This is a genomic window from Phenylobacterium immobile (ATCC 35973), assembly GCF_001375595.1.
Classification (GTDB): domain Bacteria; phylum Pseudomonadota; class Alphaproteobacteria; order Caulobacterales; family Caulobacteraceae; genus Phenylobacterium; species Phenylobacterium immobile.
On record NZ_CVJQ01000001.1, the window covers coordinates 1,126,630 to 1,150,514 of the forward strand.

Below are 23,885 nucleotides of genomic sequence, written 5' to 3' on the forward strand. Positions count from 1 at the left end.
CCAGGCTAGGAAGCTGTCCGGAAAAATCCCATTCTCCCGCAGATGATGACGGGAGACCTAGATTCGGATCAGCTCGGCAACTATGCCGAGTCCGCTTTCCATCAGCTTGTGAGCCGCGTCGGCTTAACGGCAAACAAAGCTGATCGTGATCGTGGGGGTTGGGATTACCTCGTCGAGGTGATGCCTCCGGCTGTCCCAAGCATGGCTCACGACAGTCGACCGACGCTCATTTCGTGCTTGGTCCAGGTCAAAGGCGGTTGGCAGTCGAAGAGACCGCGAGTGAGACTGAGCCTCTCCGCAGCGGAGAAATTGGCGAAGCGAGCCGGTCCCACATTCATCGCCGGCCTGACATTTGACCGCTCAAATCCTGATCGGTTTGACCTGTACGTCATCGAGTTGCGCGGTCCGGAATTGGCATCCGTGCTTGCCGCGCTGCGGAAGGCCCAAGCAGAAGGGCAGCCACCAAATCGCAGATTGATCGAGTTCCAACTGAGGCCCGAGCACCGGCTGGCGGAACCCACAGGCTCCGCCCTACACACAAGGTTGCTAGAAGCGGTGTCAGAAGGAGAGGCCGCATATGTGGCGGCAAAGTCCGTTGAGCAGGAGACACTCGGCTATGACGAGGACCGTATCCGGGCCACCCTTCTGGTGCACGACCTAACCTTACCCGACACGATTGAAGTCCTGCTAAGTGGGAAGCCATTCAAAGGCTCAATAATTGATGTCTACGAACGGCGCTTCGGCATAGATCTACCGTCCGATCTCCTCCCCGCGGCGTCCGGCATTATGGAGGTCACGCCCGCAGCAAGTTCGACTTGCACTCTTCGAACGAAAGCTACGAAGCAGCAGTCTAGCCTTCTCTTCCGCGGCTACTTTTTCCATGCATCTTTTCCGGGACCCACCGATCTTGTCTGGCGGTCAAAGTTCGATTTTGGGTTGTTTGAGATCACCCGGACCAAGCAGGGATTAAATTTCCGTGCCCGGCATTCACCTGCCGGTGAGACCGATAAGACGCCCCACGAGTGGGTTGCGTACCACCGCCTCATAGCCGCCGCTCAAGCTGGAGTGGTTGACATCGAACTGCGCGTGTCCGGCTCCGATGACGTAGTGAGGTGGGGAATAGGGAACCGCTCAGGCCCCGACCAAGACCTCGAGCTGCGGCGGGATTTGTTTCAGGCAGCCCTAAACTTGACCGAAGCGCTGGGTTTCGCAGGCGATCCCATCCAGTCAGCGTGGGTTTACAGCGCTCAAAAAGAAATCCTCACTGCGTCGGGCTTTTGTACCGCGTCCGGTCTTCCAGTGAGGCTGTCGCTTGAGAGCGAACGGGAACCAGATGACTCATTCCCACGGGCGCGACTACTGGCGGGCTTTGTGGACTTTGGTGGTCGGCGTGTAGCCTTCGCAGCGCCTGTAGTCCTGACCGAAGCTGAGGACCGGCCTAAGACTTGGTCGGTAGATGTCGAACAGCGTGGCTCGCTGGAGTTGGTAGGTGCGGAACCATCAGATTTCGTTCGGTTCGTGGATGAAATGAAGACCCTCTATGGCCGGGACGGCGTGATTCTTCACGAGATGAACGAGGCTTTCAGCAGGGAAGCTTTTGGTGAATGTGAGTCCTTCTAAGTTCACGACTTAGGCAGCCGGCGGTGACTGACACCGAACCTTTACTTAATGTGCCGACTTCCGGGGCTTATCATGCCTCGGACCATCTCGTCGGCAAGGTGCATAGACCACCGTTCGCCCAAGCGCGGAAGAGTTGGCCCGCCCATAGAATCCAGACCTCGGAGAACGCGTCATTGGCCGCTTTCGTCGATGGTCCAAGCCACTTTAACGCTCTTTCGTTCTACGACCCTATAACCGGACAAGTTTAGGCGGATCACCAGGCCCCAGTCGGTGCCATAATCGCCGTGAGCCTTTGACATCGCCGCCTTAGCTAAGGCCTCGGAGATCAGACTAATACGTCTTTCAGAATTTTCTTGCGGATCGTCTTTTCGCACTGTCGCACCCGCGTCTAAAGCTTGTAGCGCGGCCTTATACTTTGCGCTGCGCTTTCGCTCTGGGTCGTCAGCCTCCGTTACTTCAAATCGGTGCAGCCTCCCGTTAAGCTCCATCTCGAAGTCTGGACGCTTGTCTGGCAACGTCCGCACGGACGTCGCGCCGCGTTTCTTAGCAAATTCAGCTGTGACGAACGCATCCCTGAAGAAGCCCCAGCCCGCGTCGACCAGAAGCCGAGGTACTATCTGGTCGTGAAGCTCAGCCAAACGCCGGGGACGTTTTGAAGCCTCTTTGACCTTCACCAGTGTCTTGACGATCTGGTTGATCTCCAGTCCATCCGCCAGTTCGATTCCGCGGATGATTCCACCCGATACTTTGCACGCTGCGTCGGGATTGTAGAAGGCGTAGAGGGGAATGGTCCTGATCTCCTCGCGGGCCGCCGAGCGAATGAGCGTTGAAGATTGGCTGCCCTGGCCATGTGGATGGTCCAGCTCACGGTACGAACCTTACATCCACTGCGTTGGGTGGGATGAGAGGCGTTTTGCATGGATACGGTATTGGATCGCATCGCCGCTCGATGGCTCGACAATCAGAAGGTCGAAGTCGCCAACCGTCTTGACCTCGGGCGGCACCAAGACCGTGACGTTCGTGCCCGCCACCTTCAGCAGGAAGCGATGATGATGTCGGTGACTCTGTCTTCTCGAAAGCGCCGGCCTATCTTGTTCTCCAAATCTAGGAAGTCGGAGACCATGAAGGGAATGCGCGCCGCAAGGCGCAAGGCGAGCTAAAGAAAGGTGCAAATGTCATTGTTGAGCCCCGGTCTAGCTTAGCCTGCAGAGCGCCTAAGCTCAACGTTGACGACTGCATGCGGCTCTAGTCAGAAGGTCGGCAACACACCGCTGCCAGTGGCGGACGGAAGAAGCTGTTTGAAGGGTCCGCTCTCTGGCCCAGTGCTGACGTCCGTAACTGGCGCACGGCTGGAATACCTTCTCATTCGCGCGGTGCTCCTCGGCTCATGAGAATAGTGCCCGCTACGGCGATGTGTCGGGTGGATGGGCGCTCGCCATGACCGCCTCGCGGATGGCGGCGTTATCAAACACCGCTGTTTCTAGTCCCTTGGCACCGAAGAAGTCGGCTCCCTCAAGATTGTCGGCGCCGCGGAAGTCCGCATTGACCAGCCTGCAGCCCCGAAAACCCGCGCCCTGAAGGTCAGCGTTGTGGAAGGGCCCTTCCGAGACGGGAATGGAAAATGGTTCTCCATTATCATCCTCCTCCCATTCAAAGTGATCAGCGGGCGGGGCCTGTGTCCAACGGAGCTCTGCGCCGTTGAAGGTCGCGCCGCGCAGGTTTGTCTCCCGAAAGGCGCAATCCAAGAAGTTGGCGTAGCGCGACAGTGGCTTGGTCTCGCTGTCGAGAATTTCCAGTGGCTCGAAGGGAGAGAATTCTACGCGCGAGCAGTCCAAGTGGCTTAGGTCGACCCGCTGCATGCGGATGCCGGAAACATTGTGTGGGTTCCCCCAGTCTCCGTCGTAAAAGGTGGAACCGGCGAGGCTGCGTATACCGTGTTCTGCAAAGTCGAAGTCGGACAGGCGCAGGCCCGCGAACGCGACCTTCGAAACGCTAAGCGCCGCCAGCCGGCGGAGAGCTCCCGCAATGCGCAGCCGCGCCTCTTCGGCGTCCCAGCGCTTGTAGTCATCGATCGTCTCAAGCTGTCGTTCGATAGACTCTGTTCGCGCCCGGCGCTGCGCGAAGGCTTCGTACACCACCAAAATCACGAACACGTCGAGCGTCATGCCACCTAGTTCAGGCCAAAGCTGCCCGGGATCCTCGCCATCAGCAACGCCCCAGATGAGCGTGATTGCGCCGCAGGTGATGAGCAGGAGCAATGCGACTGCAAAGCTCGATCTGAAGAACCGCGTCAGACTGACTTGCCAAGCGGGTGGGGACGCTCGTCGCTGGCGAGGCGAAACCAGGAGGGCGTCGCGACAGCCCACCCCTGCGAGAACGCGGCTCAACGCCAATCGCGCTCGGATAGCCCAGGCGCGTGGTCGCGGTTCGGGTCTGGGGGAAGAAGAATTCAGCTTGACCATCACCTCAGTCTATTCGCGTCCGCACGAGGCTGTCTCGCGCGCGCAGGGCATCCGCGCTCGAAGCGCTACGGCCGTCCTGCGCCAACGACCGACTAGGGCAGCGTATCTCAGGTTACCGGGAAACCACTCGCAACGAGCAGGAGGGCCTAGGCCAAGCTGTTGCCATTGGCGCTAAGCCGGAGAGTAGACTTCCAGCAATTTGCCAAAACAGCTGTGCCAAGCCACCAGGACGTCGCGCTAGCGAGGGCCTGCAGCGACCAATTGATGGGCGCGCAGTTGGTGGTAGGGAACGGGGAGACGACGCTGGCTCGGATCAGAGATTGAGGGCGACCATAGTCCCCGCTAGCTCTGGACCGTGAACTTCCAGACGCTCCGCCTCTCCGCGCGACCCCTGAGCGCCGACGATCTGGATGATCTGGTCGCGCTGCACCTTGATGCGGAGGTGTCGCGGTTCCTGGGCGGGGTGCGGTCGGCGGCGGTGACGGCTGAGTATCTGGCGACGAATCTGCAGCACTGGGACGACCATGGCTTTGGCCTGTGGGTGCTGCGCGATCATGCCGGGCGCTTCGCGGGCCGGGCGGGGGTGCGGTGGACGGCGCTGGAGGGCGTGGCGGAGGTGGAGATCGCCTACGCGTTCCATCGGGCGTTCTGGGGGCGGGGCTTGGCGACTGAGGTGGCGCAGGCTCTGGTGGGCCTTTGGCGGGACGGCGGGTTCTCGGCGTCGCTGGTGGGGATCGCGTCGGCGGAGAATGGGGCGTCGCGCGGGGTGCTGACGAAGGCCGGGCTCGTCTATGAGCGGGACGCCGGCTTTCATGGCGAGCCGGTGGTGGTCTACCGGCTCGGCCGACCTTAGAGGCTGCCCCGCCAAGCTGGGCCGTTCCCGTCAGTGGTTCAAACGCGGGCTGACGCGTCCCGCTAGGGGAGGGAGTCGGGGAGGCTGAAGAAGGCCCACCACAGCAACAGGGCGGCGACGACCAGCACGACGACGTTCAGGAGGCAGCCTAGTCGCCCGGCGAAGGGTGCGGCGCGCCTGTCGCGGGGCAATCCAAAGCCCGCGGTGATGCCCCAGCCCAACAAGAGCAGCCCAAGGGCTCCACCGAACAGCGGGAGCAACATCTGTCGTCCTAACCCATCAGGTTGAGACTACCGAAACGGTCCAACGGCGTAAAAGAGCCCGGCGGGGTTCGCGAGCTCGCGCCTTGCCTCGCGCCTCAGGGCAGAAAAGGCCGCCTTATGGTGACGTTGGCCCTGCGGCAGGGTGACCCTCCCGCACAATATCGATGAACCGCCGCAGGCGCGCCGGCAGGTGGCGGCGGCCGGGGTAGTAGAGGCGCAGGCCGGGGTAGGGGGGCGTCCAGTCGCTGAGGACCGTGACGAGGGCGCCGCTGGCCAGGGCGGCTTCGACGCTGGAGGCGGAGACGTAGGCGAGGCCGGCGCCGGCCAGGGCGGCGGCGATCATGAGTTCCGAGCTGTTCAGGGTGAGCGCGCCGGGGACGTCGATCTGGGTCTGGCGGCCGTCGCGCTCGAATTCCCAGCGGTAGAGGGCGCCGGAGGTGCGGCGGATGCGGATGCACTGGTGGGCGGCGAGGTCGTCCGGGGTCTGGGGCGTGCCGAATTCGGCCAGGTAGGCGGGGGCGGCGACCACGATGTGGCGCAGGTCGTGGGTGATCGGCACGGCGATCATGTCGGGCGGGACGGCGTCGGCCAGGCGCACGCCGGCGTCGAAGCCTTCGGTGACGATGTCGATGGCGTGGGCGTCTATGACGAGGTCGACGGCGACGTCGGGGTAGAGGCGCCGATAGGCCAGGACATAGCGCGACAGCAGGTGTTGGGCGCCCATGGGGGTGGCGTTGAGGCGCAGCGTCCCGGTGGGGGTCTCGGCATGGCGGCCGGCGGCGGCCATGGCCTCGCGGATCGCCGCGGTGGCGGGGGCGACCTGGGCGACGAACTCCTGGCCGGCCTGGGACAGGGCGACGCTGCGGGTGGTGCGGTTGAAGAGGCGCACGCCGAGGCGGGCCTCCATGGCCGCCACCGCGTGGCTGACCGCGGAGGTGGAGACGCCCAGGGCGGAGGCCGCGGCGGTGAAGCCGCCGAGGCGGGCGACAGCCAGGACCATCTCGAGCTCCAGCAGATCGCGTCCGGGCATTATCCGGGTTTCCTCATCAGTTCATGGCGATTTTCCCGGATTATCGCAGCTCCGCGGCGGCGGTACACCGGCGATATGGAAAAGCAGCCTGTTTCGAACATCATCTTTGGGACCATGACGATCGGCCGCGAGGGCTATGGCGCGCGGGTCGGCGACCTGGCGCTGGCGGGGGAGATGCTCGACGTCTTCGCCGGGTTCGGCCATCGCGACCTGGACACTTCCGAGAATTATGGAGGGGGGAGTTGCGAGGCGATGCTGGGCGAGCTCGCCGTCACCGAGCGGTTCACCATCGCGACGCGGTTTCACGCGGGGCCTGGCGCGAGCCACACCGCGCCGGAGATCCGGCGGCGCCTTGGGGTCTCGCTGGCGCGGCTCAACACCCAGCGGACGGACGTGTTCTACCTCTCGCTGATCGATCCGGATGTCCCGCTGGAGGAGACCTTGGGCGCGGTGGACGCGCTGCATCGCGAGGGGGTCATCGGCGAGCTGGGCCTGAGCAACATCAGCGCCTGGCGGGTGGCCGAGATCGTCGAGACCACGCGGCGGAAGGGCTGGCTCGCGCCCACGGTCTATCAGGGGATCTACAATGCGGTGACGCGGCCGGTGGAGCCGGAGCTGCTGCCCTGCCTTCGGCGGTATGGGCTGCGGTTTCACGTCTTCAATCCGCTCGCCGGGGGGGCGCTGGCGACCGGGGTGGGACAGGAGGCGGCGGTCGCGCCGGGGTCGCGGTTCGACGCCGGCCTGCCGCAGGGGCAGGCCTATCGGCGGCGGTATTGGAACGACGCCTATGGGTCGGCGATCGCGGGGCTGCAGGCGACCTGCGGCGCGCTGGGCCTGAACCCCGCCGCCGTCGCGTTGCGCTGGATGGTCCACCACTCGGCCCTCGACGGGCGGTTTGGCGATGGGGTGATCGTCGGCGCCTCGAAGCCGGAGCATCTGCGGGCCAATTTGGCGGCGCTGAAGGCGGGGCCGCTGCCGCAGGCGGCGCTGGAGGCGATCGAGACGGCGAACGCGGCGGCCGCGCCTCAGTCGCCGCCGTACTTCTTCGCGATGCCGCGGTAGGCGGCCGGCGGGGGCGGGCCGCCCTGCTCAGCGATCTGGCCGCCGTGAAGGCGGCCTACGAAGCGCGAGCCTTCCCAGATCTCCATGCCGGCCTGTCCGGCGGTGCGGAAACCCCAGAGCAGGGCCGTGCGATCGTCGAAGAACATCGCTTCCAGGGGCGCCGCGGCGGGGTCGCGCGGCAGGGTGTAGAATCGATAGGCAGGCACGCCTGCTTCATAGGCGAAACCCGCGGCCGCTGAACAGCGGCGACCTGGGCTCGGCCGCCGCTTGCGGGTGGCCTTCCGCGCTCGCCCGCGCTAGCAGACCGGCCATGATCCGCCTCGACAACATCTCCAAGCAGAATGGCCACCAGATCCTGTTCATCGAGGCCTCGATGGGCGTGCAGAAGGGCGAGAAGGTCGGCCTGGTGGGGCCGAACGGGGCGGGGAAGACGACGCTGTTCCGGATGATCACCGGGCAGGAGGCGCCGGACGACGGGCTGGTGGTGATCGATCCGGGCATGACCATCGGCTACTTCAGCCAGGACGTCGGCGAGATGTCCGGGCAGAGCGCGGTCGCCGCGGTGATGGATGGGGTGGGGCCGGTGAGCGCGCTCGCCGCGGAGATGACGCGGCTGGAGGCGGCGATGGTCGATCCGGACCAGGCGGCTGAGCTCGAGGCCATCATGGACCGCTATGGCGAGGTGCAGGAGCGGTTCCAGGCGCTGGACGGCTATGCGCTGGATGCGCGGGCGCGCGAGGTGCTGGCGGGCCTGAGCTTCAGCCAGGAGCGGATGGAGGGCGATGTCGGCCTGCTGTCCGGCGGCTGGAAGATGCGCGTGGCGCTGGCGCGGATCCTCCTGATGCGGCCGGACGGGATGCTGCTGGACGAGCCCAGCAACCACCTGGACCTGGAGAGCCTGATCTGGCTGGAGGCGTTCCTGAAGGACTATGACGGCGCGCTGCTGATGACCTCGCACGACCGGGCGTTCATGAACCGGATCATCGGCAAGGTGGTGGAGATCGATGGCGGCCAGCTGATCACCTACTCCGGCGATCTCGACTTCTACGACCAGCAGCGGGCGCTGGGCGAGCAGCAGCGGCAGGCGCAGTACGAGCGCCAGCAGGCGATGCTGGCCAAGGAGATCAAGTTCATCGAGCGGTTCAAGGCGCGCGCCAGCCACGCCGCCCAGGTGCAGAGCCGGGTGAAGAAGCTCGACAAGATCGAGCGCGTCGAGGCGCCGCGGCGGCGCCAGTCGGTGGAGTTCGAATTCCGCAGCCCGCCGCGGTCGGGCGACGACGTGATCAGCCTGAAGAACGTGCACAAGGGCTATGGCGACCAGCCGATCTATGCGGGGCTGGACCTCCTGGTGCGGCGCAAGGAGCGCTGGTGCGTGCTGGGGGCCAATGGGGCGGGCAAGTCGACGCTGCTGAAGCTGGTGGCGGGAGCCACAGCGCCGGACCAGGGGGCGGTGAGCCTGGGGGCCAGCGTGAAGATGGGCTATTTCGCCCAGCACTCCATGGACCTGCTGGACGGCGAGGAGACGATCTTCGAGTCGCTGGACGGGGCGTTCCCGCAAGCCGGCCAAGGGGCGTTGCGGACGCTGGCGGGGTGTTTCGGCTTCTCCGGGGACGACGTGGAGAAGCCCTGCCGGGTGCTGTCGGGCGGGGAGAAGGCCAGGCTGGTGATGGCCAAGATGCTGTTCGACCCGCCGAACCTGCTGGTGCTCGACGAGCCGACCAACCACCTGGACATGGCGACCAAGCAGATGCTGGTCACGGCGCTGGCGGACTTCGAGGGCACGATGCTGTTCGTCAGCCACGACCGGCACTTCCTGGGGGCGCTGTCGAACCGGGTGCTGGAGCTGACGCCGGAGGGCGTGCACCAGTACGGCGGGGGCTATACGGACTATGTCAGCCGCACCGGCCAGGAAGCGCCGGGGCTGCACCCCGGCGGGTAGCGGCCGGGGCGCATGACCTGGGCCCTATGTCAGCCGCTGACTGACGCTGGCCGGCAAGCACGGCTATAGTCAGCCGACCGACGGTGCGCGGTGATGATGGGGGCGCCAAATTGATGCGGGGTTCGCCCGATGACGGCCGCGAGGAGACCGCGTTTCTCGCCGGCGGCGGCGAGATGGGCGCGCGTATCCGCGCCTTCGATTGGGCGAAGACGAGCCTGGGCGCGCCCGAGGGCTGGCCGCAAAGCCTGAAGACCACCGTCCGCCTGCTGCTGTCCTCCGGCCATCCGATGTTCATCTGGTGGGGACCTGAGCTGCTGCAGTTCTACAACGACGCCTATGCGCGCTCGATCGGGCCTGAGCGGCACCCCGGCGCCCTGGGCGGGCCGGGGCGGCCCTGCTGGGCGGAGATCTGGGATATCATCGGGCCGCAGATCGAGCAGGTGATGGCCGGCCGCGGCGCCACCTGGCACGAGAACCACCTGGTGCCGATCACGCGCCACGGCCGGCGCGAAGACGTCTGGTGGACCTATAGCTACTCCCCCATCGACGAGCCCGAGGCGGCGAGCGGCGTCGGCGGGGTGCTGGTGATCTGCGCGGAGACGACCGAGCGGGTGCAGGCCGAGCGGGCGGCCGCGCGCGAGCTGGAGAACCTCGGCCGGCTGTTCGATCAGGCGCCGACGTTCATGGCGCTGCTGCACGGGCCGGAGCATCGCTTCCAGCTCGCCAATCCCAGCTATCTGCGGCTGGTCGGCGGGCGGCCGGTGGCGGGCAAGACGGTGTTGGAGGCCCTGCCGGAGACCGCCGAGCAGGGGTTCGTCGGCCTGCTGGACGAGGTGTTCCGGACCGGCCAGCCGTTCATCGCCAATGGCGTGCGCTACCTGATGCCGTTGGAGGCGGGCGATCGTCCGGTCGAGCGGTTCCTGGACTTCATCTACCAGCCGATCATCGGGCCGGACGGCTTGGTGGCGGGGATTTTCGTCGAGGGCGCCGATGTCACCGACCGCGCCCTGGCCGAGGCCGCGCTGCGGGAAAGCGAGGACCGCTTCCGCGCCCAGGCCGACCACCTGCGGCTGATGGTCGATGAGCTGAACCACCGGGTGAAGAACACCTTGGCGACGGTGCAGTCGGTGACCGACCAGACGCTGCGCCGGGCGCAGATCGCGGCGTCTGTGCGCCAGGCGCTGACCTCGCGGCTGATCGCGCTCAGCCGGGCCCACGACGTGCTGACCAATGAGAACTGGTCCGGGGCCGACCTGCACGAGATCGTCGCCCAGGCCGCCGCGCCCTATCAGCCGGAGGGCGCAGAACGACGGCTGAGCTGGCGGGGACCGGACGTCAGGCTATCGCCGCGCGCCGCGATCGCCCTGGCGATGACCCTGCACGAACTGACCACCAACGCCGTCAAGTACGGCGCGCTGTCGACGCCGACGGGGCGGGTGACCCTCGACTGGGTGTCGCCGGAGGATGGGGGGCTGAGGCTCACCTGGCGGGAGCAGGGGGGGCCGCCGGTCACGCCGCCGGTCCGCACCGGCTTTGGCACCCGCCTGATCCAGCGCGGCCTGCCCGGCGAGCTGGGCGGCGCCGTCAGCGTCGACTACGCGCCGACGGGCGTTGTCTGCGTCATTGAAGCCGGCTCGGTCGAACTGATCGATCGCCGGACCGGCGCCGCGCCCGAGGCGGCTTAACCCGGACGGCGGCGCGTTACGCGTCGTCGTCCATCTCTTCGATGAGATCGTTGAAGGCCTCGATCACCAGATCGACCTGATCGGCCGAGGCGGCGAATTCGGCGACCTGGCCGTCCTCGTCGGTCAAGCGCAGGACGTAGTCGTTCGCGCGGATCTCAATGGCGAAATTGGTCAGTTGTTTCATGGCGGTCTCCGGAATCGCTCGTCGCGATCCTAACGAAAAAGACCCGCCCGGTCGTGCAACCGGGCGGGCCCTCTCTCGTCGGCGGAAAAAGGGGGTTAAACCGCCGGCTTGGCTTTCAACCAGTCGATGACTTCCTGGACGGCGACGACGTCGGCGTACTTCAACTGGAGGTCGGTCAGGTTGGCGTAGTGGTAGCTCTCGTGCTTGTCGGCGCAGGTCTCTTCCGGGACGATGGTGCGGAAGCCGCGCGACAGGCTGTCGACGCCTGAGGCGCGGACGCAGCCGGAGGTGGAGCCGCCGGTCAAGACGACGGTGTCGACCTTGTGCCAGGTGAGATAGCTGGGCAGGGAGGTCTCGAAGAAGACCGACGGCATGCGCTTGGTGAAGACCAGGTCGACCGCGAAATCGATCTCGACGCGCGGGTCGAAGGCGTGGCGTTCGCTCTCGTACTTGATGTTCTGCAAGGAGTCGGCGGTGTTGGTGCGCGTGCCCCAGACGCCGGCGTCGCCCCCATCGTCCTTGTAGGCCACGTGGGACCAGATCACCGGCATGCCGCGCGAGCGGGCGAGGGCGGAGATCTCGTTGGTGTAGTCGATCTGCTTGGGGTCGGTGACGTAGGCGCTGGCCGGGAACAGGTCAGGCCGCGTGTAGGCCTGCTGGAAGTCGATGTTCACGATGGCCAGCTTCTCGCCGAAGCCAAAGCGCGCGCGCGCCGGGTTGGCCTTGACCGCTTCATAGATCTCGCGGGCCGTGCGGCCGTCCCGGACCATGGTCGGCTCGAAGGAGAGGGTGGATTTGGGAGAGGAGGGGTCCATGTCCATTGTTCTTGTCCTTTCTGTTGTTTCTTAGGCCGGCGCGCCCCGAGGCGGGCGAAGCGGCGTGACGTTGGCGGCCTCAATCCGGGCGGCGGCGGCGACCGCGGCCTCATGGGCCACGGCGGCTTCCTGGGAGGCGGCGTTCATGGCGTTGATGTGGGCGATGAACGGTTTGCGGGCGTAGAGCAGCAGACCGACGATGATCGGCGTGCAGCCGACGGCGACGATGGTGAGCGAGTAGCGTAGCGCCATCGGGTCGTGGAAGAGGTAGTCGGTAAGCAGCGGCACCAGGACCGGCACGACCCCGATGCCGATGAAGTTGGCGCTGAGCAGGTAGATGGCCACGGCCTGGGAGCGCATGGCGGCAGGCGCAGCCAGGCTGACGCAGGGGTGGGGCACGCCGAAGGCCGCGGCGATGATCAGGCCGCGGACCGCTGAGATGCCGAGCGCCAGGATCGGGCTCTCGGTCAGGAAGCCCACCACGTTCATCGGCAGGCAGATGAGGACGCAGATGACGCAGACCAGGATGTTGGCGTCCTCGCGGCCGCGCTTGCGCAGAATGTCAGTGAGCCAGCCGCCGCCGATGGCGCCGATGCTGCCGGTGAAAAGGTGGAAGATGCCGGTGGCCGCGCCGACCTGGGCGGGCGTCAGGCCATAGGTGCGCATGAAGAAGGTGGGCGTCCAGGAGCCGATGCCGGACAGCGCCGAGAGCATGGCGAAGCCCAGGATCATGCAAAGGACGGCGCGCTTGTGGGCGAAGATGTAACCGACAGCCTCGCGGGTCGTGGCGGACTTCTTCTCGTGGGCGGCGATGCGGCGGAGCGGCTCGCGCATGGTCGTGGCGATGACCACGGCGAGGATCAGGCCCGGGATGGAGATGATCAGGAAGGCCATCTGCCAGGGCTCCAACGCGCCCAGCAGCGGCAGGGTCACGACGCCGACGCCGGTAAGCCAGAGCAGGAGGAAGCCGCCGAAGAGGTGGGAGAAGGTGGAGCCCAACATGCCGCCGGCCGTGAACATCGAGACCGCCCGGCCGATCTTCTCGCGCGGGACGAGGTCGTTGATGATGGAGACGCCCGCGGGCACGAGGGCGGCTTCGCCCAGGCCAACGCCCATGCGCGCGGCGCCGAGGGCGAACATGTTCCGGGCCATGCCGAAGGCGCCGGTGCAGGCCGACCAGAAGACGAGGCCCGCCAGGATGATGTGCTTGCGGCTCCTGGCGTCGGCCATGCGCGCGATCGGCAGGGATACGGTCGAGTAGAAGACGACGAAGGCGGGCCCGATCATCAGGCCGATCTGGGTGTCGGTGACGTGCAGGCTCTCTTTGATCGGGTCGATGACCAGGGAGACGAAGCCGCGGTCGAAGAAGGACACGCCGTTGGCGACGGCGAGCAGGATGACGACGTACCAGGCGCCCTTGACGCCGCTGAACGCCTCGCCCTTGCCCGGCTCTGAAACGGACGGACTCTTCTCGGTCACGGCTGGATCTCCCCCTTAGGTTTGCGGCGCGAGCGGCGCGCCGTTGGTCGTCGGCAGCGGTATGACGTTGGCGGCTTCGGCCCGCGCGGCGGCCACGGCCTCGGCGGACATGCCGTTCACGTGGGCCACGAAGGGGCGGCGGGCGAGCAGCAGCAGGATGATGATGATCGGGGTGGCGATCACCGACACGACCAGCAGCGAGTAACGCAGCGCCATCGGGTCGTGGAACACGAAGTCGGTCAACAGCGGCACCAAGAGCGGCACGAAGCCGATGCCGATGCCGTTGGCGCAGAGCAGGTAGATGGCCACCGCCTGGGAACGCATGGCGGCCGGCGCCGCCAGGCTGACGCAAGGATGGGCGACGCCAAACGCCATGGAGAGGACCAGGGTGCGCAGCGCCGCGAGCGCCAGGGCGACGCCAGCGCTGTCGGTGATGAAGCCGTAGACGTTCATCGGCAGCATCACCAGGACGGCGACCATGGCCACCAGGATGTTGGCGTCCTCACGGCCCCGCTTGCGCAGGTAGTCGGTGAGCGACCCCCCGAAGATGGCGCCCAGCGTCCCGCCGAACAGGGAGAAGAGTCCGATTGAGGCGCCGACCTGGGCGGGAGACAGGCCATAGGTGCGCATGAAGAAGGTGGGCGTCCAGGTGCCGACCCCGGAGAGTGCCGACAGCATGGCGAACCCCAGGATGGTGCACATGACCGCGCGCTTGCGGCCGACGATGTAGGCGCCGGCCTCGCCGATCGACAGCGCCTGCTTCTGGTGGGCGGCGATCCGGCGGACCGGCTCGCGCATGGTGAAGACGATCACCAGGCCCAGGATGACGCCCGGGATGGAGATGATCATGAAGGCCTGTTGCCACGGCTCGACGCTGCCCAGGAAGGGCAAGGTGATGGCGCCGCTTGCCGTCAGCACGGCCATCAGCAGGCCGCCCAGCAGGGTGGCGAGACCGCCGCCCAGGATGCCGCCGGCGGTGAACATGGAGACGGCGCGGCCGATCTTATCGCGGGGCACCAGGTCGTTGATGATCGAGACGCCGGCCGGGACCAGGGCGGCTTCGCCGAGGCCCACGCCCATGCGCGCGGCGCCCAGGACGAAGATGTTCTTGGCCATGCCGAAGGCCGCGGTGCAGGCCGACCAGAAGAACATGCCGGCGAGGATGATGTGCTTGCGGTTCTTGCTGTCGGCCAGACGGGCGATCGGCAGGGAGACGGTCGAATAGAAGATGATGAAGGCCGGACCGATCATCAGGCCGATCTGGGTGTCGCTGATCTGCAGCGTCTCCTTGATCGGGTCGATGACGAGGGCGACGAACCCGCGGTCGAAGAAGGAGACACCGTTGGAGATGGCGAGCAGGATGACGACGTACCAGGCGCCCTTGACGCCCTTGAAGGGCTCGGCTGCGGGGGGGCTCTTGTCATTCACAGCAGTTTCTCCATCAGGATTTCTGCGGAAGCGGCGTCAGCGTCATGCCGCCTTGCAGGGACGCGGGCGGCGAGATTGCGGCGGCGTAGGCGACAAGGGCGGCGTCATTGGCGGCCGCCATGGCCGTGACGTGGGCGACGAAGGGCTTGCGTGCGTACAGCAGGAGGCCCGCCATCAGCGGCGTGGCCGCCACCGAGACGATGAGCAGCGAGTAACGCAGCGCTAGCGGATCGTGGAAGACGTAGTCGTTCAGCAACGGGACGATGACCGGGATCATGCCGATGCCGATGGCGTTGGCGCAGAGCAGGTAGATGGCGACGGCCTGGGAGCGCATGTTGGCCGGCGCCGCCAGGCTGACGCAGGGGTGGGCGACGCCGTAGGCGAGGGACAGGACCATCCCGCGCAACGCCGCCAGGACCAGGGCGGTGACCGGATCATCGGTGATCCAGCCGAAGATGTTGCAGGGCAGGACCAGAAGGATCGTGCCCGCGCCGATCAGGATGTTGGCGTCCTCGCGGCCGCGCTTGCGCAGATAGTCGGTGATCGCCCCGCCGGCGACGGCGCCCAGGACGCCGGAGAGAAGGCCGAACAGACCGATGGCCGCGCCCACCTGGGCCGGCGACAGCCCATAGGTGCGCATGAAGAAGGTGGGCGTCCAGGTGGCGACGCCGGCCTGGGCCGAGAGCATGGCGAAGCCCAGGATGGTGCAGAGGACCGCGCGCTTGTGGGCGAAGATGTAGCCGACCGCCTCGCGCATGGAGAGCGAGGCCTTCTGGTGGGCGGCGATGCGGCGCATCGGCTCGCCCATGGTGAAGAGAATGACCAGGCCCAGGATGACGCCTGGGATCGAGATGATCAGGAAGGCCTGCTGCCAGGGTTCGACCCGGCCGATGAGGGGCAGGTGGATATCGCCGACGCCGACCAGCCAGGCGTAGATGAAGCCGCCGGCGAGGCCCGAGAGCGCGCCGCCCAGCATGCCGCCGGCGGTGAACATCGAGACGGCGCGGCCGATCTTCTCACGCGGGACCATGTCATTGATGATCGAGATGCCGGCGGGGACAAGGGCGGCCTCGCCCAGGCCCACGCCCATGCGGGCCGCGCCGAGGACGAAGATGTTGCGGGCCATGCCGAACGCGGCCGTGCAGGCCGACCAGAAGAACATGCCCGACAGGATGATGTGCTTGCGATTCTTGCTGTCGGCGAGCCGGGCGATCGGCAGGGAGACCGACGAGTAGAAGATGATGAAAGCCGGGCCGATCATCAGGCCGATCTGCGTGTCGGTGACATGCAGGCTGTCCTTGATCGGATCGATCACCAGGGACACGAACCCGCGATCGAAGAACGAGACCGCGTTGGACAGCGCCAGCAGGATGACCACGTACCAGGCGCCCTTGACGCCCTTGAACGCGCCGCCGAGCGGCGTGTCGGATGCGGCTTGGACCTTGTCCGTCATTGCAGTTCCTCGACCAGGATGTCTTCCGGCGCGGTGTCAGCGGCGGAGCGCCCGCCCGGCCTGGCCAGGCGGGGGGAGCGTGTGAAAGCGTAGAGCGCCGCGGCGCTGCCAATGCTGCAAGTCAGCATGGTGACCGCCATTTCGCCCATGGCGCCTGCCCCGAAGGCGCCGATGAAAGCCGCGCTCGCGCCGCCGAAGGCGAAGCTGGCCGCGCCGAGCACCGCCGAGGCCGAGCCGGCGCGCGTGTGATCAAGGGCCAGCGCCAGGGCCGAGGCGTTGCTTTGGATCAGGCCCAGCGGCGCCATGGTCAGCAGCAGCGGCGGATAAATGGCCCACAGCGTGCCGGCGAAGGTCGTGGCCAGCACCAGCCACAGGGCCGCGGCGATCGTCGCGCCGGTGGCGTATTTCAGAACCTGCTTCGAAGAGAAATGGCGCAGCAGGATGTGATTGAGTTGGTTCGAGGCGATCACCGAGAAGGCGATCGCGCCGAAGAACAGGCCGAACCTTTCCGGTGGGATCCCGAAGCGCTCGATCAGCAGGTTGGGCGCAGAGGAGACATAGGCGAAGGCGCTGCCGACGCTGAGGGCGCAAGCCAGGGCGTAGCCGGCGAACACGCGATTGCCGAGCAGCGAGCGATAGGCGTCAAGCGGGCTTTCCGAGACCGCCTGCAGACGGGTGACCTCGGAGCGGCTTTCCTTGAGGAAGATCGCCGTCGCCAAGCCGATGACCAGGCCGAAGGCGGCGAGGACAACGAAGATTCCGCGCCAGCCCGTGACGCTGAGCAGCAGTCCGCCCAGGAGCGGCGCGGCGATCGGGGCGACGCCCATCACCAGGGCGAGCGAGGAGAAGATGCGGGCGCTGTCGTCGGCGTCGAAGCGATCAGCGACGACGGCGCGGGCGACGACAATGGCGGCGCAACCGCCCAGAGCCTGGGCGAAACGGCCCGCCAGCAGGATGTTCATGGTGGGCGCCACGGCGCACAGGACGGAGGCGGCGACGAAGATCACAACGCCGATGGCCACCGGCGGCCGGCGACCCCAGCGGTCGGACGCCGGGCCGTAGATCAGCTGGCCGACAGCCAGGCCGATGAGGAAGACGCTGAGAGTCGCCTGGGCGGCGGCCGGCCCCGCCTTCAGGTCGTGGACCAGGGTCGGTACGCTCGGCAGATACATATCGATCGACATGGGCGCGAAGGCGGTCATGGCTCCGAGGAGCAGGACCAGGCCGACGGTACGACGCCCCTTGGGCACAACGTTCACACTTAACTCCGGCTGTGAGTTCGGAACCTCTCACCGGGTCGGCGAGGCAGGTACGGCGCTCGCAGTAAATGATCTAAGATTATATCATTGTGATGCATCGCCGGGCGCCCGAGGACGCCCGGCGTCTGCAAATTAGGCCGTCTCTAATTCGGGGAAGTCGGTGGCCGAACCCATGGCTTGCCAGGTCTTCCAATTGGCCAGTCGCGCCTCGGTGATGGCGATGGCGTTCTTGGTCGCGGCGTCGCCGAAGACGATGCGCAGGGGCGGTTCCTCCATGTCGCAGATCTGAAGGAGCGCCTGGGCGGCGCGCTCGGGATCGCCAGCCTGGCCGGACATGGTGCGCATCCGTTCGCGCTGCGGCGTCAGGAACTCATAGGGCTCCATGCGCTCCGAGCGGATCATGCTCTGGTCGCCGGCCCAGTCGGTGCGGAAGGCGCCGGGCTGGATGATGGTCATCTTGACGCCGAAAGGCGCGAGTTCGCCGGCCATACCTTCACTCAGGCCTTCCAGCGCCCACTTGCTGGCGCAGTACATGCCCAGGCTCGGGAAGCCGCCGACGCCGGCGACGGACGAGATCTGCACGATGTGGCCGGACTTGCGTTCGCGCATCGACGGCAGGATCGCCTGCATCAGCCAGATCACGCCGAAGAAGTTGACTTCCATCTGGTGGCGGACCTCGGCCTCGGTGTTTTCTTCAAGGGCGCCGTCCAGGCCATAGCCGGCGTTGTTGACCAGGACGTCGATCTTGCCGAAGGCGGCCAGGGCGGCCTCGGCGGTGGGGACGATGGTGTCCTTGGCGGTGACGTCCAGCGGCAGAACCACCAGGCGGTCCTTGCCATACTGGGCGAGCGACGACAGCGAGGCGACATTGCGCGCCGTGGCGATCACCTCGTCGCCTGCCTCCAGAGCCGCCTTGGCGAAGCTGTAGCCCAGGCCCCGTGACGCCCCCGTGATCATCCAAGTCTTCTGTGCGCGCGGCATAACCGTCTCCAATTGATTTATAGTTATACCATTAGTAGGGAGACTGAACTTGTCAAAGGGTGCTTCGGCGGCCCGCCGCCCAATCCCTTCGGCGCCTGCTTTTCGTGTCATCACCGGTCGCCCGCGCGGCGCCGCCAATAAGGAATCTCGCATGCAGTACGCTCGCCTCGGCGAATCCGGCTTGATCGTGTCGCGTATCGCGCTGGGCACGATGACTTTCATCCTGAAGGAGGAGAACGCGCGCATTCCAGGGCTCGCCAAGGTGGGCCAGGACATGGCCGACGACATGGTCGCCCGCTCGCTGGACGCGGGCGTCAACTTCTTCAACTCCGCCGATGTCTATTCTTCAGGCGAATCGGAAGTGATGCTGGGCAAGGCTCTGGGCGTACGCCGCAAGGACGCGGTGATCGCCACGAAGCTCGCCAATCGCATGGAGCCCAACCTGATCAGCGTCGGCCTGTCGCGCCGCTGGATCGTGCGCGCCGCCGAGGAATCGCTGAAGCGCCTGGGCACCGACTACATCGACGTCTACCTCTTCCATAAGATCGACCCCTACACGCCGATGGAAGAGACCCTGGCGGCGGTCGAGCAGCTCGTGAAGGACGGCAAGGTCCGTTACGTCGGCTTTTCGAACTGGCCTGCGTGGATGACGGCCAAGGCGGTCGAGATTCAGAAGCAGCGGCAATATACGCCCTTCACCGCCGGCGAGGTCTACTATTCGCTGGTCGGCCGGGACGTCGAAAACGACACCGTGCCTCAGGCGCTGGACGCCGGCATCGGCCTGACGCCTTGGAGCCCCCTGGCGGGCGGTCTTCTGTCGGGCAAGTACGCCGCCGGCGAGAGCGGCCGTCTCAACACCTTTGAGATCGCCCCCGTCGACCCGCAAGTGGCGGACGCCACGATCATCGCGCTGAAGCAGGTGGCGGAGGCTCGCGGCGCCACGCCGGCCCAGGTGGCGATCGCGTGGCTCCTGACCAAGCCCGCGGTGTCGAGCGTGATCATCGGCGCAAACAAGCCGCAGCAGCTCGATGACAACATCGCCGCCGCCGATGTGCAGCTCACGGCGGAGGACATCGCGCGCCTAGAGGCGGCGTCGCCGGCGGCCAAGCCGTTCCCGATCTGGATGATGGCTCGCGGCCGCGACCCGAAGATCGTCGAAGCGCTGGGGTACTAGGCTTAGATATCCATCGACCCTGGGTTCGCCCCAGGGTCGATGGTCTGTATAAATCGCGCGCCAAAACCGGGCTTGTTCAACGTCGCCGCCTCGACGTCTTCTGATCCATCAGGTGTTCATGGGTCGCCGGGACAAGCCCGGCGATGACGGACTAGAAGTTTTGCTCAGCCGACGTCGTTGGATCCACCGTCGACGGCCATGATCTGCGCGGTCATGAAGGAGGCGTCTTCGGAGGCCAGGAACAGGACGGCGCGGGCGATTTCGGCGCCGTCGGCGATGCGGCCCATGGGCTGGTTCTTGGTCACCATGGCTTCGACGCCCGGCACGCGGGCCATCCAGCGGGCCATCATCTCGGAGTGGGTGGCGCCGGGACTGATGGCGTTGACGCGGATGTTCTGGCTGGCGAACTCCTTGGCCGCGGACTTGGTCAGGGCGTCGAGGCCCGCCTTGCTGGCGGCGTAGGCCGAACCGCCGGGCGAACCCCGCGAGGCGCCGCCGGTGGTGTTGATGATCGCGCCGCCGCCGCTCGCGAGGATGGCGGGGATTTCGTACTTCATCGACAGGAAGCATCCCGTCAGATTCACCGCGATGATCTGGTTGAAGATCTCCTCGTCCTCGACGGGAATCGGGTGGCCGGAGCGGCCGAGGCCGGCGTTGTTGAAGGCGATGTCGAGGCGGCCGAACTTCGCCATAGTTTCATCGACCATCCGCTTGCAGTCGGGGGACCTGGCGACGTCGGTTTCCACATAGAGCGCCTGGACGCCGTAGGATTCGATCCCCTTGCAGACGTCCAGGCTCTGGTCGCGGCGGCGGGCGGCGACCACGACGTTCGCGCCCTCCTTGGCGAACTCCATGGCCGTGTCCTTGCCGATCCCGCTGGAGGCGCCCGTGATGAGGACGACCTTGCCTTCAAACCGCTTCCTCTTGCTCATCGCGCGTCCCCCGAACTCATGATCGTGATTGGTCAGATCTGCGGCTTCAGCCGCCGTCGTAGGCGCCGCCATCGACGGCCATCAGCTGGCCGGTCATGAAGGACGCGTCGTCGGAGGCCAGGAACAGCACGGCGCGGGCGATCTCGATCCCGTCGGCGATGCGGCCCATCGGCTGGCCCTGGGTTACGCGCTCGGCGACCCCGGGCACGCGGGCCATCCAGCGCGACATCATCTCGGAGTGGGTGGCGCCCGGGCAGATGGCGTTCACGCGGATGTTCTGGCCCGCGTACTCCTTGGCGGCGCACTTGGTGAGGACCTGCAGGCCGCCCTTGCTGGCGCCATAGACGCTGGAGCCCGCGCCGCCCTTGAGCCCGCCCGTCGACGAGGTGTTGATGATCGCGCCGCCGCCGCTCGCGAGGATCGCCGGGATCTCATACTTCATGGAGAGGAAGCAGCCGGTGAGGTTGACGGCGATCAACTGGTCCCAGACGTCTTCGTCTTCGTCCGCCACGGGCACGCCTGAACGGCCAAGCCCGGCGTTGTTGAAGGCGATGTCGAGCCGTCCGAACCGCTTCATGGTCTCCTCGACCATCCGCCGGCAGTCAGCGGATTTGGAAACGTCGGTCTCCACGTAGAGCGCCTCGGCGCCCAGCGCCTCCAGCTCGGCCACGACCTCCATGCTCTGATCGCGGCGCCGCGCGCAGACGACGACTGAGGCGCCTTCCTTGGCGAACTCGATCGCCGTGTCGCGGCCGATGCCGCTAGAGGCGCCCGTAATCAGCGCGACCTTGCCGTCAAACCGCTTTTTTTCGCTCATCGAACGCTCCCCGCTGAGGATGTGTGTGGGCCTGGGCCTAAAACACATATTGATATAAGAATAGGACTATAGACCTTAGCCAGCGACGGGTGGCGAGGGGTTCTATGCAGGCGACATCTCAAATAGCGGGCGGCGCCCGATTTGGCGTCGATCGCGCCCAGTGGCGCGCGCTGGGCAAGCTGGCGATCCCGCTGATGCTCGCCGCCTTCCTTCAGAACACCTACCAACTGGTCGACGCGCTTTGGCTGGGCCGGTTGGGCACCGACGCCATGGCGTCCGTGGCCGTCAGCATTCCGGTCTCGGCGGTGCTGATCGCCCTGGGCGGCGGTCTGGCCGTCGCGGCCTCCACCCTGGTGTCGCAGTTCGCCGGCAAGGGTCAGCCCGAACAGATTCGCAAGGTCGCCGTGCAGGGCCTGCTGATGTCCTTCTGCGCATCGGTGCTGATCGGCTTGATCGGAATGATCGCCGCACCGTTCGCCATCCGCCTGCTGGGTGCGACGCCGGAGATCGCGCCTGCGGCCACCGGCTTCCTGCAGGTGACCATGGCGGGCATCGTCTTCACCTTCAATGTGGCCGTCGCCCAGGCGGTCCTGCGTGGGCGCAGCCTGGTGCGGGACGCCTTGTCCATCGTCGCGGCCACCGTCGCGATCAACGCTGTCGTTGCGCCGGTGCTGATCTTCGGCCTGCTTGGCGCGCCCGCCATGGGGGTGATGGGCGCCGCCTGGTCCACCCTGCTGGCGCAGGGGATCGCGGCGGCGGCGAGCACGGCCTTGCTGTTTCACGACCGCCGCGGCGTCGGCCTGCGGATTTCCGACTTCGTCTTCGACAAGGCGCTGTCGGCCAGGTTCCTGAAGATCGGCGGCCCCGCCTCGATCGAGCAGAGCGTCAGCCAGATGAACTTCGTCATGATGACGGTGCTCGTCGCGCACTTCGGCGCCATGGCGCTGGCGACCTATGGCATCGGCATCCGGTTGCTGATCTTCGCGGCGGTGCCCTCGATGGGCATCTCGCTGTCGACCGCGGTGCTGGTCGGCTCGGCGATCGGCGCCGGCGACCGCGAGGCGGCGGCCACGGCGGCCCGCATGGGCGCGCGGATCGGCTTCATCGCCGGCGCGCTCGAAGGCCTGCTGATCTTCCTGGCGGCGCCGGCGATCGGCGCGGCCTTTGCGCCGGGTCAGCCGATGCTGCAGGCGGAGGTGACCACCTATCTGCACATCGCGGCCTTCAGCTACGCGGCCATGGCCTATAACGGCGGGATGGCCGGGGCCTATCGCGGCGCCGGTTCGACCCGGATCGCCATGTGGCTGATCATGGCGCAGTCGTGGATGTTCCAACTGCCGACGGCCTACCTGCTGTCGCGGCACACGCCCTTGCTGGCGCACGGCATCTGGTACTCGACGCCCATCGCCAACAACATGACCATGCTCATCACCACCCTGATCTTCCTGCGGGGAAACTGGAGCCGGCCCAAGGCCTAGAAGCGTTCGCGGTAGGCCTGCGGATTGATGTTCAGCAGTCTGGTGAAGCTGCGGCGCATGGTTTCGTCGGACCCGAAGCCGCAGGCGCGGGCGGCCTGGGCGACGCTGGCGCGTTCCTCCAGCATGCGCTTGGCGGCCTCGACGCGCATCCGCTCGACGGCGCGGGCGGGGGTTTCGCCGGTCATCTCGCGATAATGGCGTGAGAAGCTGCGCGGGCTCATGCCGGCGCGGTCGGCGAGCACGGGGAGGGACAGGTCCTGGCGCAGCGCGCCGGCGATCCAGGCGTGCAGGGCGTCGAAGCGGCCGCCTTCCTGCAACGCCAGCGCCGCGCTGAATTGCGACTGGCCGCCCGGGCGCTTCAGGAAGACCACCAATTGCCGGGCTACGGCCAGCGCCGTGGCGCGCCCGAGGTCTTCTTCGACCAGGGCCAAGGCCAGGTCGATGCCGGCGGTGACCCCGGCCGAGGTCCAGATCCTGCCGTCGCGGATGAAGATCGGCTCCGGATCGAGGCGGACCTGGGGGTAGCGGCGCGCGAAGTCGGCGCAATGGTCCCAGTGGGTGACGGCGCGCCGACCGTCGAGCAGGCCCGCGGCGGCCAGCAGGAAGGCGCCGCTGCACACCGACGCGACCCGCCGCGCATCCGCCGCCGCCTCTTGCACGAAGGCGACGATATCCGGCGCCTCGCAGGCGGCGTCGACGCCGCGCCCGCCGGCGCAGATCAGAGTGTCCAGGGGGAGTTCGACGCCGGCGAAGGGGGTCGCCGCGAGGGCCAGGCCGGCGGTCGTGAGGATCGACGCCTCCCGGGCGATCACCACCGGCGCATAGGGCGTCTCGCCCCCGGCGGCGACGTAGCGCTCGTTGGCGGTGGCGAAGACCTGCAGCGGCCCTGCGACGTCAAGCAACTGGGCGCGATCGAAGGTGAGGATCGCGACGCGGCGCGGCGGGTTTGGCATAAAACGAGGGGCCTTTGG

22 protein-coding genes and 1 pseudogene are annotated in these 23,885 nt (G+C 66.7%); 8 read left to right on the plus strand and 15 right to left on the minus strand.

Going from position 1 to position 23,885, the window contains the following annotated elements:
• The first annotated feature begins 279 nt into the window (after positions 1–279).
• Positions 280–1,620, plus strand: a complete 1,341-nt coding sequence (locus BN1313_RS05585; protein ID WP_141653075.1) for a hypothetical protein — start codon at positions 280–282, stop codon at positions 1,618–1,620.
• 170 nt (positions 1,621–1,790) lie between these two features.
• Here BN1313_RS05585 and BN1313_RS17045 read toward each other — a convergent pair.
• Positions 1,791–2,651 (minus strand): annotated as a pseudogene (locus BN1313_RS17045) (DUF6615 family protein).
• Here BN1313_RS17045 and BN1313_RS17070 point away from each other — a divergent pair.
• Positions 2,538–2,780: a hypothetical protein gene (locus BN1313_RS17070; RefSeq protein WP_091737582.1), complete on the plus strand. Its 243-nt coding sequence runs from the start codon at positions 2,538–2,540 to the stop codon at positions 2,778–2,780. The pseudogene BN1313_RS17045 and the gene BN1313_RS17070 overlap by 114 nt on opposite strands.
• Before the next feature lie 243 nt (positions 2,781–3,023).
• Here BN1313_RS17070 and BN1313_RS16705 read toward each other — a convergent pair whose 3' ends face one another.
• The gene (locus BN1313_RS16705) at positions 3,024–3,878 is read right to left on the minus strand and encodes a pentapeptide repeat-containing protein (RefSeq protein ID WP_218054315.1); all 855 of its coding nucleotides are present in this window, start codon (positions 3,876–3,878) and stop codon (positions 3,024–3,026) included.
• Positions 3,879–4,437: 559 nt separating this feature from the next.
• On the opposite strand from BN1313_RS16705, the gene BN1313_RS05605 reads away from it, so the two are divergent.
• Entirely contained in the window at positions 4,438–4,935 is a 498-nt protein-coding gene (locus tag BN1313_RS05605) for a GNAT family N-acetyltransferase (RefSeq protein ID WP_091737585.1), read from the plus strand.
• 62 nt (positions 4,936–4,997) lie between these two features.
• Here BN1313_RS05605 and BN1313_RS05610 read toward each other — a convergent pair whose 3' ends face one another.
• Together BN1313_RS05610 and BN1313_RS05615 are read right to left on the minus strand one after the other, a co-directional pair.
• The gene (locus BN1313_RS05610) at positions 4,998–5,198 is read right to left on the minus strand and encodes a hypothetical protein (RefSeq protein ID WP_091737589.1); all 201 of its coding nucleotides are present in this window, start codon (positions 5,196–5,198) and stop codon (positions 4,998–5,000) included.
• Positions 5,199–5,313: 115 nt separating this feature from the next.
• The gene (locus tag BN1313_RS05615; protein ID WP_091737592.1) at positions 5,314–6,228 is read right to left on the minus strand and encodes a LysR family transcriptional regulator; all 915 of its coding nucleotides are present in this window, start codon (positions 6,226–6,228) and stop codon (positions 5,314–5,316) included.
• 75 nt (positions 6,229–6,303) lie between these two features.
• On the opposite strand from BN1313_RS05615, the gene BN1313_RS05620 reads away from it, so the two are divergent.
• Positions 6,304–7,290, plus strand: coding sequence for an aldo/keto reductase family protein (locus tag BN1313_RS05620; RefSeq protein ID WP_091737595.1), 987 nt, complete (start codon positions 6,304–6,306; stop codon positions 7,288–7,290).
• Here the strand turns inward: BN1313_RS05620 and BN1313_RS05625 are convergent.
• Entirely contained in the window at positions 7,254–7,496 is a 243-nt protein-coding gene (locus tag BN1313_RS05625) for a hypothetical protein (RefSeq protein ID WP_091737598.1), read from the minus strand. The two genes, BN1313_RS05620 and BN1313_RS05625, sit on opposite strands and share 37 nt — an antisense overlap.
• Positions 7,497–7,600: 104 nt before the next feature.
• Between BN1313_RS05625 and BN1313_RS05630 the strand changes: the two genes are divergently transcribed.
• Positions 7,601–9,229, plus strand: a complete 1,629-nt coding sequence (locus BN1313_RS05630; RefSeq protein WP_091737600.1) for an ABC-F family ATP-binding cassette domain-containing protein — start codon at positions 7,601–7,603, stop codon at positions 9,227–9,229.
• 113 nt (positions 9,230–9,342) lie between these two features.
• The gene (locus BN1313_RS05635; protein WP_091737603.1) at positions 9,343–10,914 is read left to right on the plus strand and encodes a sensor histidine kinase; all 1,572 of its coding nucleotides are present in this window, start codon (positions 9,343–9,345) and stop codon (positions 10,912–10,914) included.
• Between the two features lie 16 nt (positions 10,915–10,930).
• Here BN1313_RS05635 and BN1313_RS16495 read toward each other — a convergent pair whose 3' ends face one another.
• The 7 genes from BN1313_RS16495 to BN1313_RS05665 all read right to left on the minus strand — a co-directional run bounded on the left by BN1313_RS16495 (position 10,931) and on the right by BN1313_RS05665 (position 18,513).
• Positions 10,931–11,098 (minus strand): hypothetical protein, encoded by a 168-nt coding sequence (locus BN1313_RS16495; protein WP_176695910.1) that lies wholly within the window; start codon positions 11,096–11,098, stop codon positions 10,931–10,933.
• A gap of 95 nt (positions 11,099–11,193) precedes the next feature.
• Positions 11,194–11,913, minus strand: coding sequence for an isochorismatase family protein (locus tag BN1313_RS05640; RefSeq protein ID WP_245620106.1), 720 nt, complete (start codon positions 11,911–11,913; stop codon positions 11,194–11,196).
• A 30-nt stretch (positions 11,914–11,943) separates the two neighbouring features.
• Positions 11,944–13,392, minus strand: a complete 1,449-nt coding sequence (locus tag BN1313_RS05645; RefSeq protein ID WP_091737606.1) for an MFS transporter — start codon at positions 13,390–13,392, stop codon at positions 11,944–11,946.
• 15 nt (positions 13,393–13,407) lie between these two features.
• Complete coding sequence (locus tag BN1313_RS05650; protein WP_091737609.1) at positions 13,408–14,820, minus strand: MFS transporter; 1,413 nt, start codon at positions 14,818–14,820, stop codon at positions 13,408–13,410.
• A 13-nt stretch (positions 14,821–14,833) separates the two neighbouring features.
• Positions 14,834–16,273: an MFS transporter gene (locus BN1313_RS05655; protein ID WP_091737612.1), complete on the minus strand. Its 1,440-nt coding sequence runs from the start codon at positions 16,271–16,273 to the stop codon at positions 14,834–14,836.
• On the minus strand, positions 16,270–17,532 hold the full coding sequence (locus tag BN1313_RS05660) for a multidrug effflux MFS transporter (RefSeq protein WP_245620107.1): 1,263 nt from the start codon (positions 17,530–17,532) through the stop codon (positions 16,270–16,272). The genes BN1313_RS05655 and BN1313_RS05660 overlap by 4 nt, the downstream gene beginning before the upstream one ends.
• Before the next feature lie 132 nt (positions 17,533–17,664).
• A complete protein-coding gene (locus tag BN1313_RS05665; protein WP_091737615.1) occupies positions 17,665–18,513 on the minus strand; it encodes an oxidoreductase in 849 nt (282 codons plus the stop codon).
• A 151-nt stretch (positions 18,514–18,664) separates the two neighbouring features.
• On the opposite strand from BN1313_RS05665, the gene BN1313_RS05670 reads away from it, so the two are divergent.
• The gene (locus BN1313_RS05670) at positions 18,665–19,687 is read left to right on the plus strand and encodes an aldo/keto reductase (RefSeq protein ID WP_091737618.1); all 1,023 of its coding nucleotides are present in this window, start codon (positions 18,665–18,667) and stop codon (positions 19,685–19,687) included.
• A gap of 164 nt (positions 19,688–19,851) precedes the next feature.
• Here BN1313_RS05670 and BN1313_RS05675 read toward each other — a convergent pair whose 3' ends face one another.
• Both BN1313_RS05675 and BN1313_RS05680 read right to left on the minus strand, forming a co-directional pair.
• The gene (locus BN1313_RS05675; protein ID WP_176695911.1) at positions 19,852–20,619 is read right to left on the minus strand and encodes an SDR family NAD(P)-dependent oxidoreductase; all 768 of its coding nucleotides are present in this window, start codon (positions 20,617–20,619) and stop codon (positions 19,852–19,854) included.
• A gap of 46 nt (positions 20,620–20,665) precedes the next feature.
• Positions 20,666–21,436, minus strand: coding sequence for an SDR family NAD(P)-dependent oxidoreductase (locus BN1313_RS05680; RefSeq protein WP_091737624.1), 771 nt, complete (start codon positions 21,434–21,436; stop codon positions 20,666–20,668).
• A gap of 104 nt (positions 21,437–21,540) precedes the next feature.
• Here BN1313_RS05680 and BN1313_RS05685 point away from each other — a divergent pair, with 104 nt between their 5' ends.
• Positions 21,541–22,914 carry an MATE family efflux transporter gene (locus tag BN1313_RS05685; RefSeq protein ID WP_091737627.1) on the plus strand — a complete coding sequence of 458 codons (1,374 nt, stop codon included), beginning with the start codon at positions 21,541–21,543 and terminating at the stop codon, positions 22,912–22,914.
• On the opposite strand, the gene BN1313_RS05690 is transcribed toward BN1313_RS05685, so the two are convergent.
• On the minus strand, positions 22,911–23,867 hold the full coding sequence (locus BN1313_RS05690) for a GlxA family transcriptional regulator (RefSeq protein ID WP_091737630.1): 957 nt from the start codon (positions 23,865–23,867) through the stop codon (positions 22,911–22,913). The two genes, BN1313_RS05685 and BN1313_RS05690, sit on opposite strands and share 4 nt — an antisense overlap.
• Between the last annotated feature and the right edge of the window lie 18 nt (positions 23,868–23,885).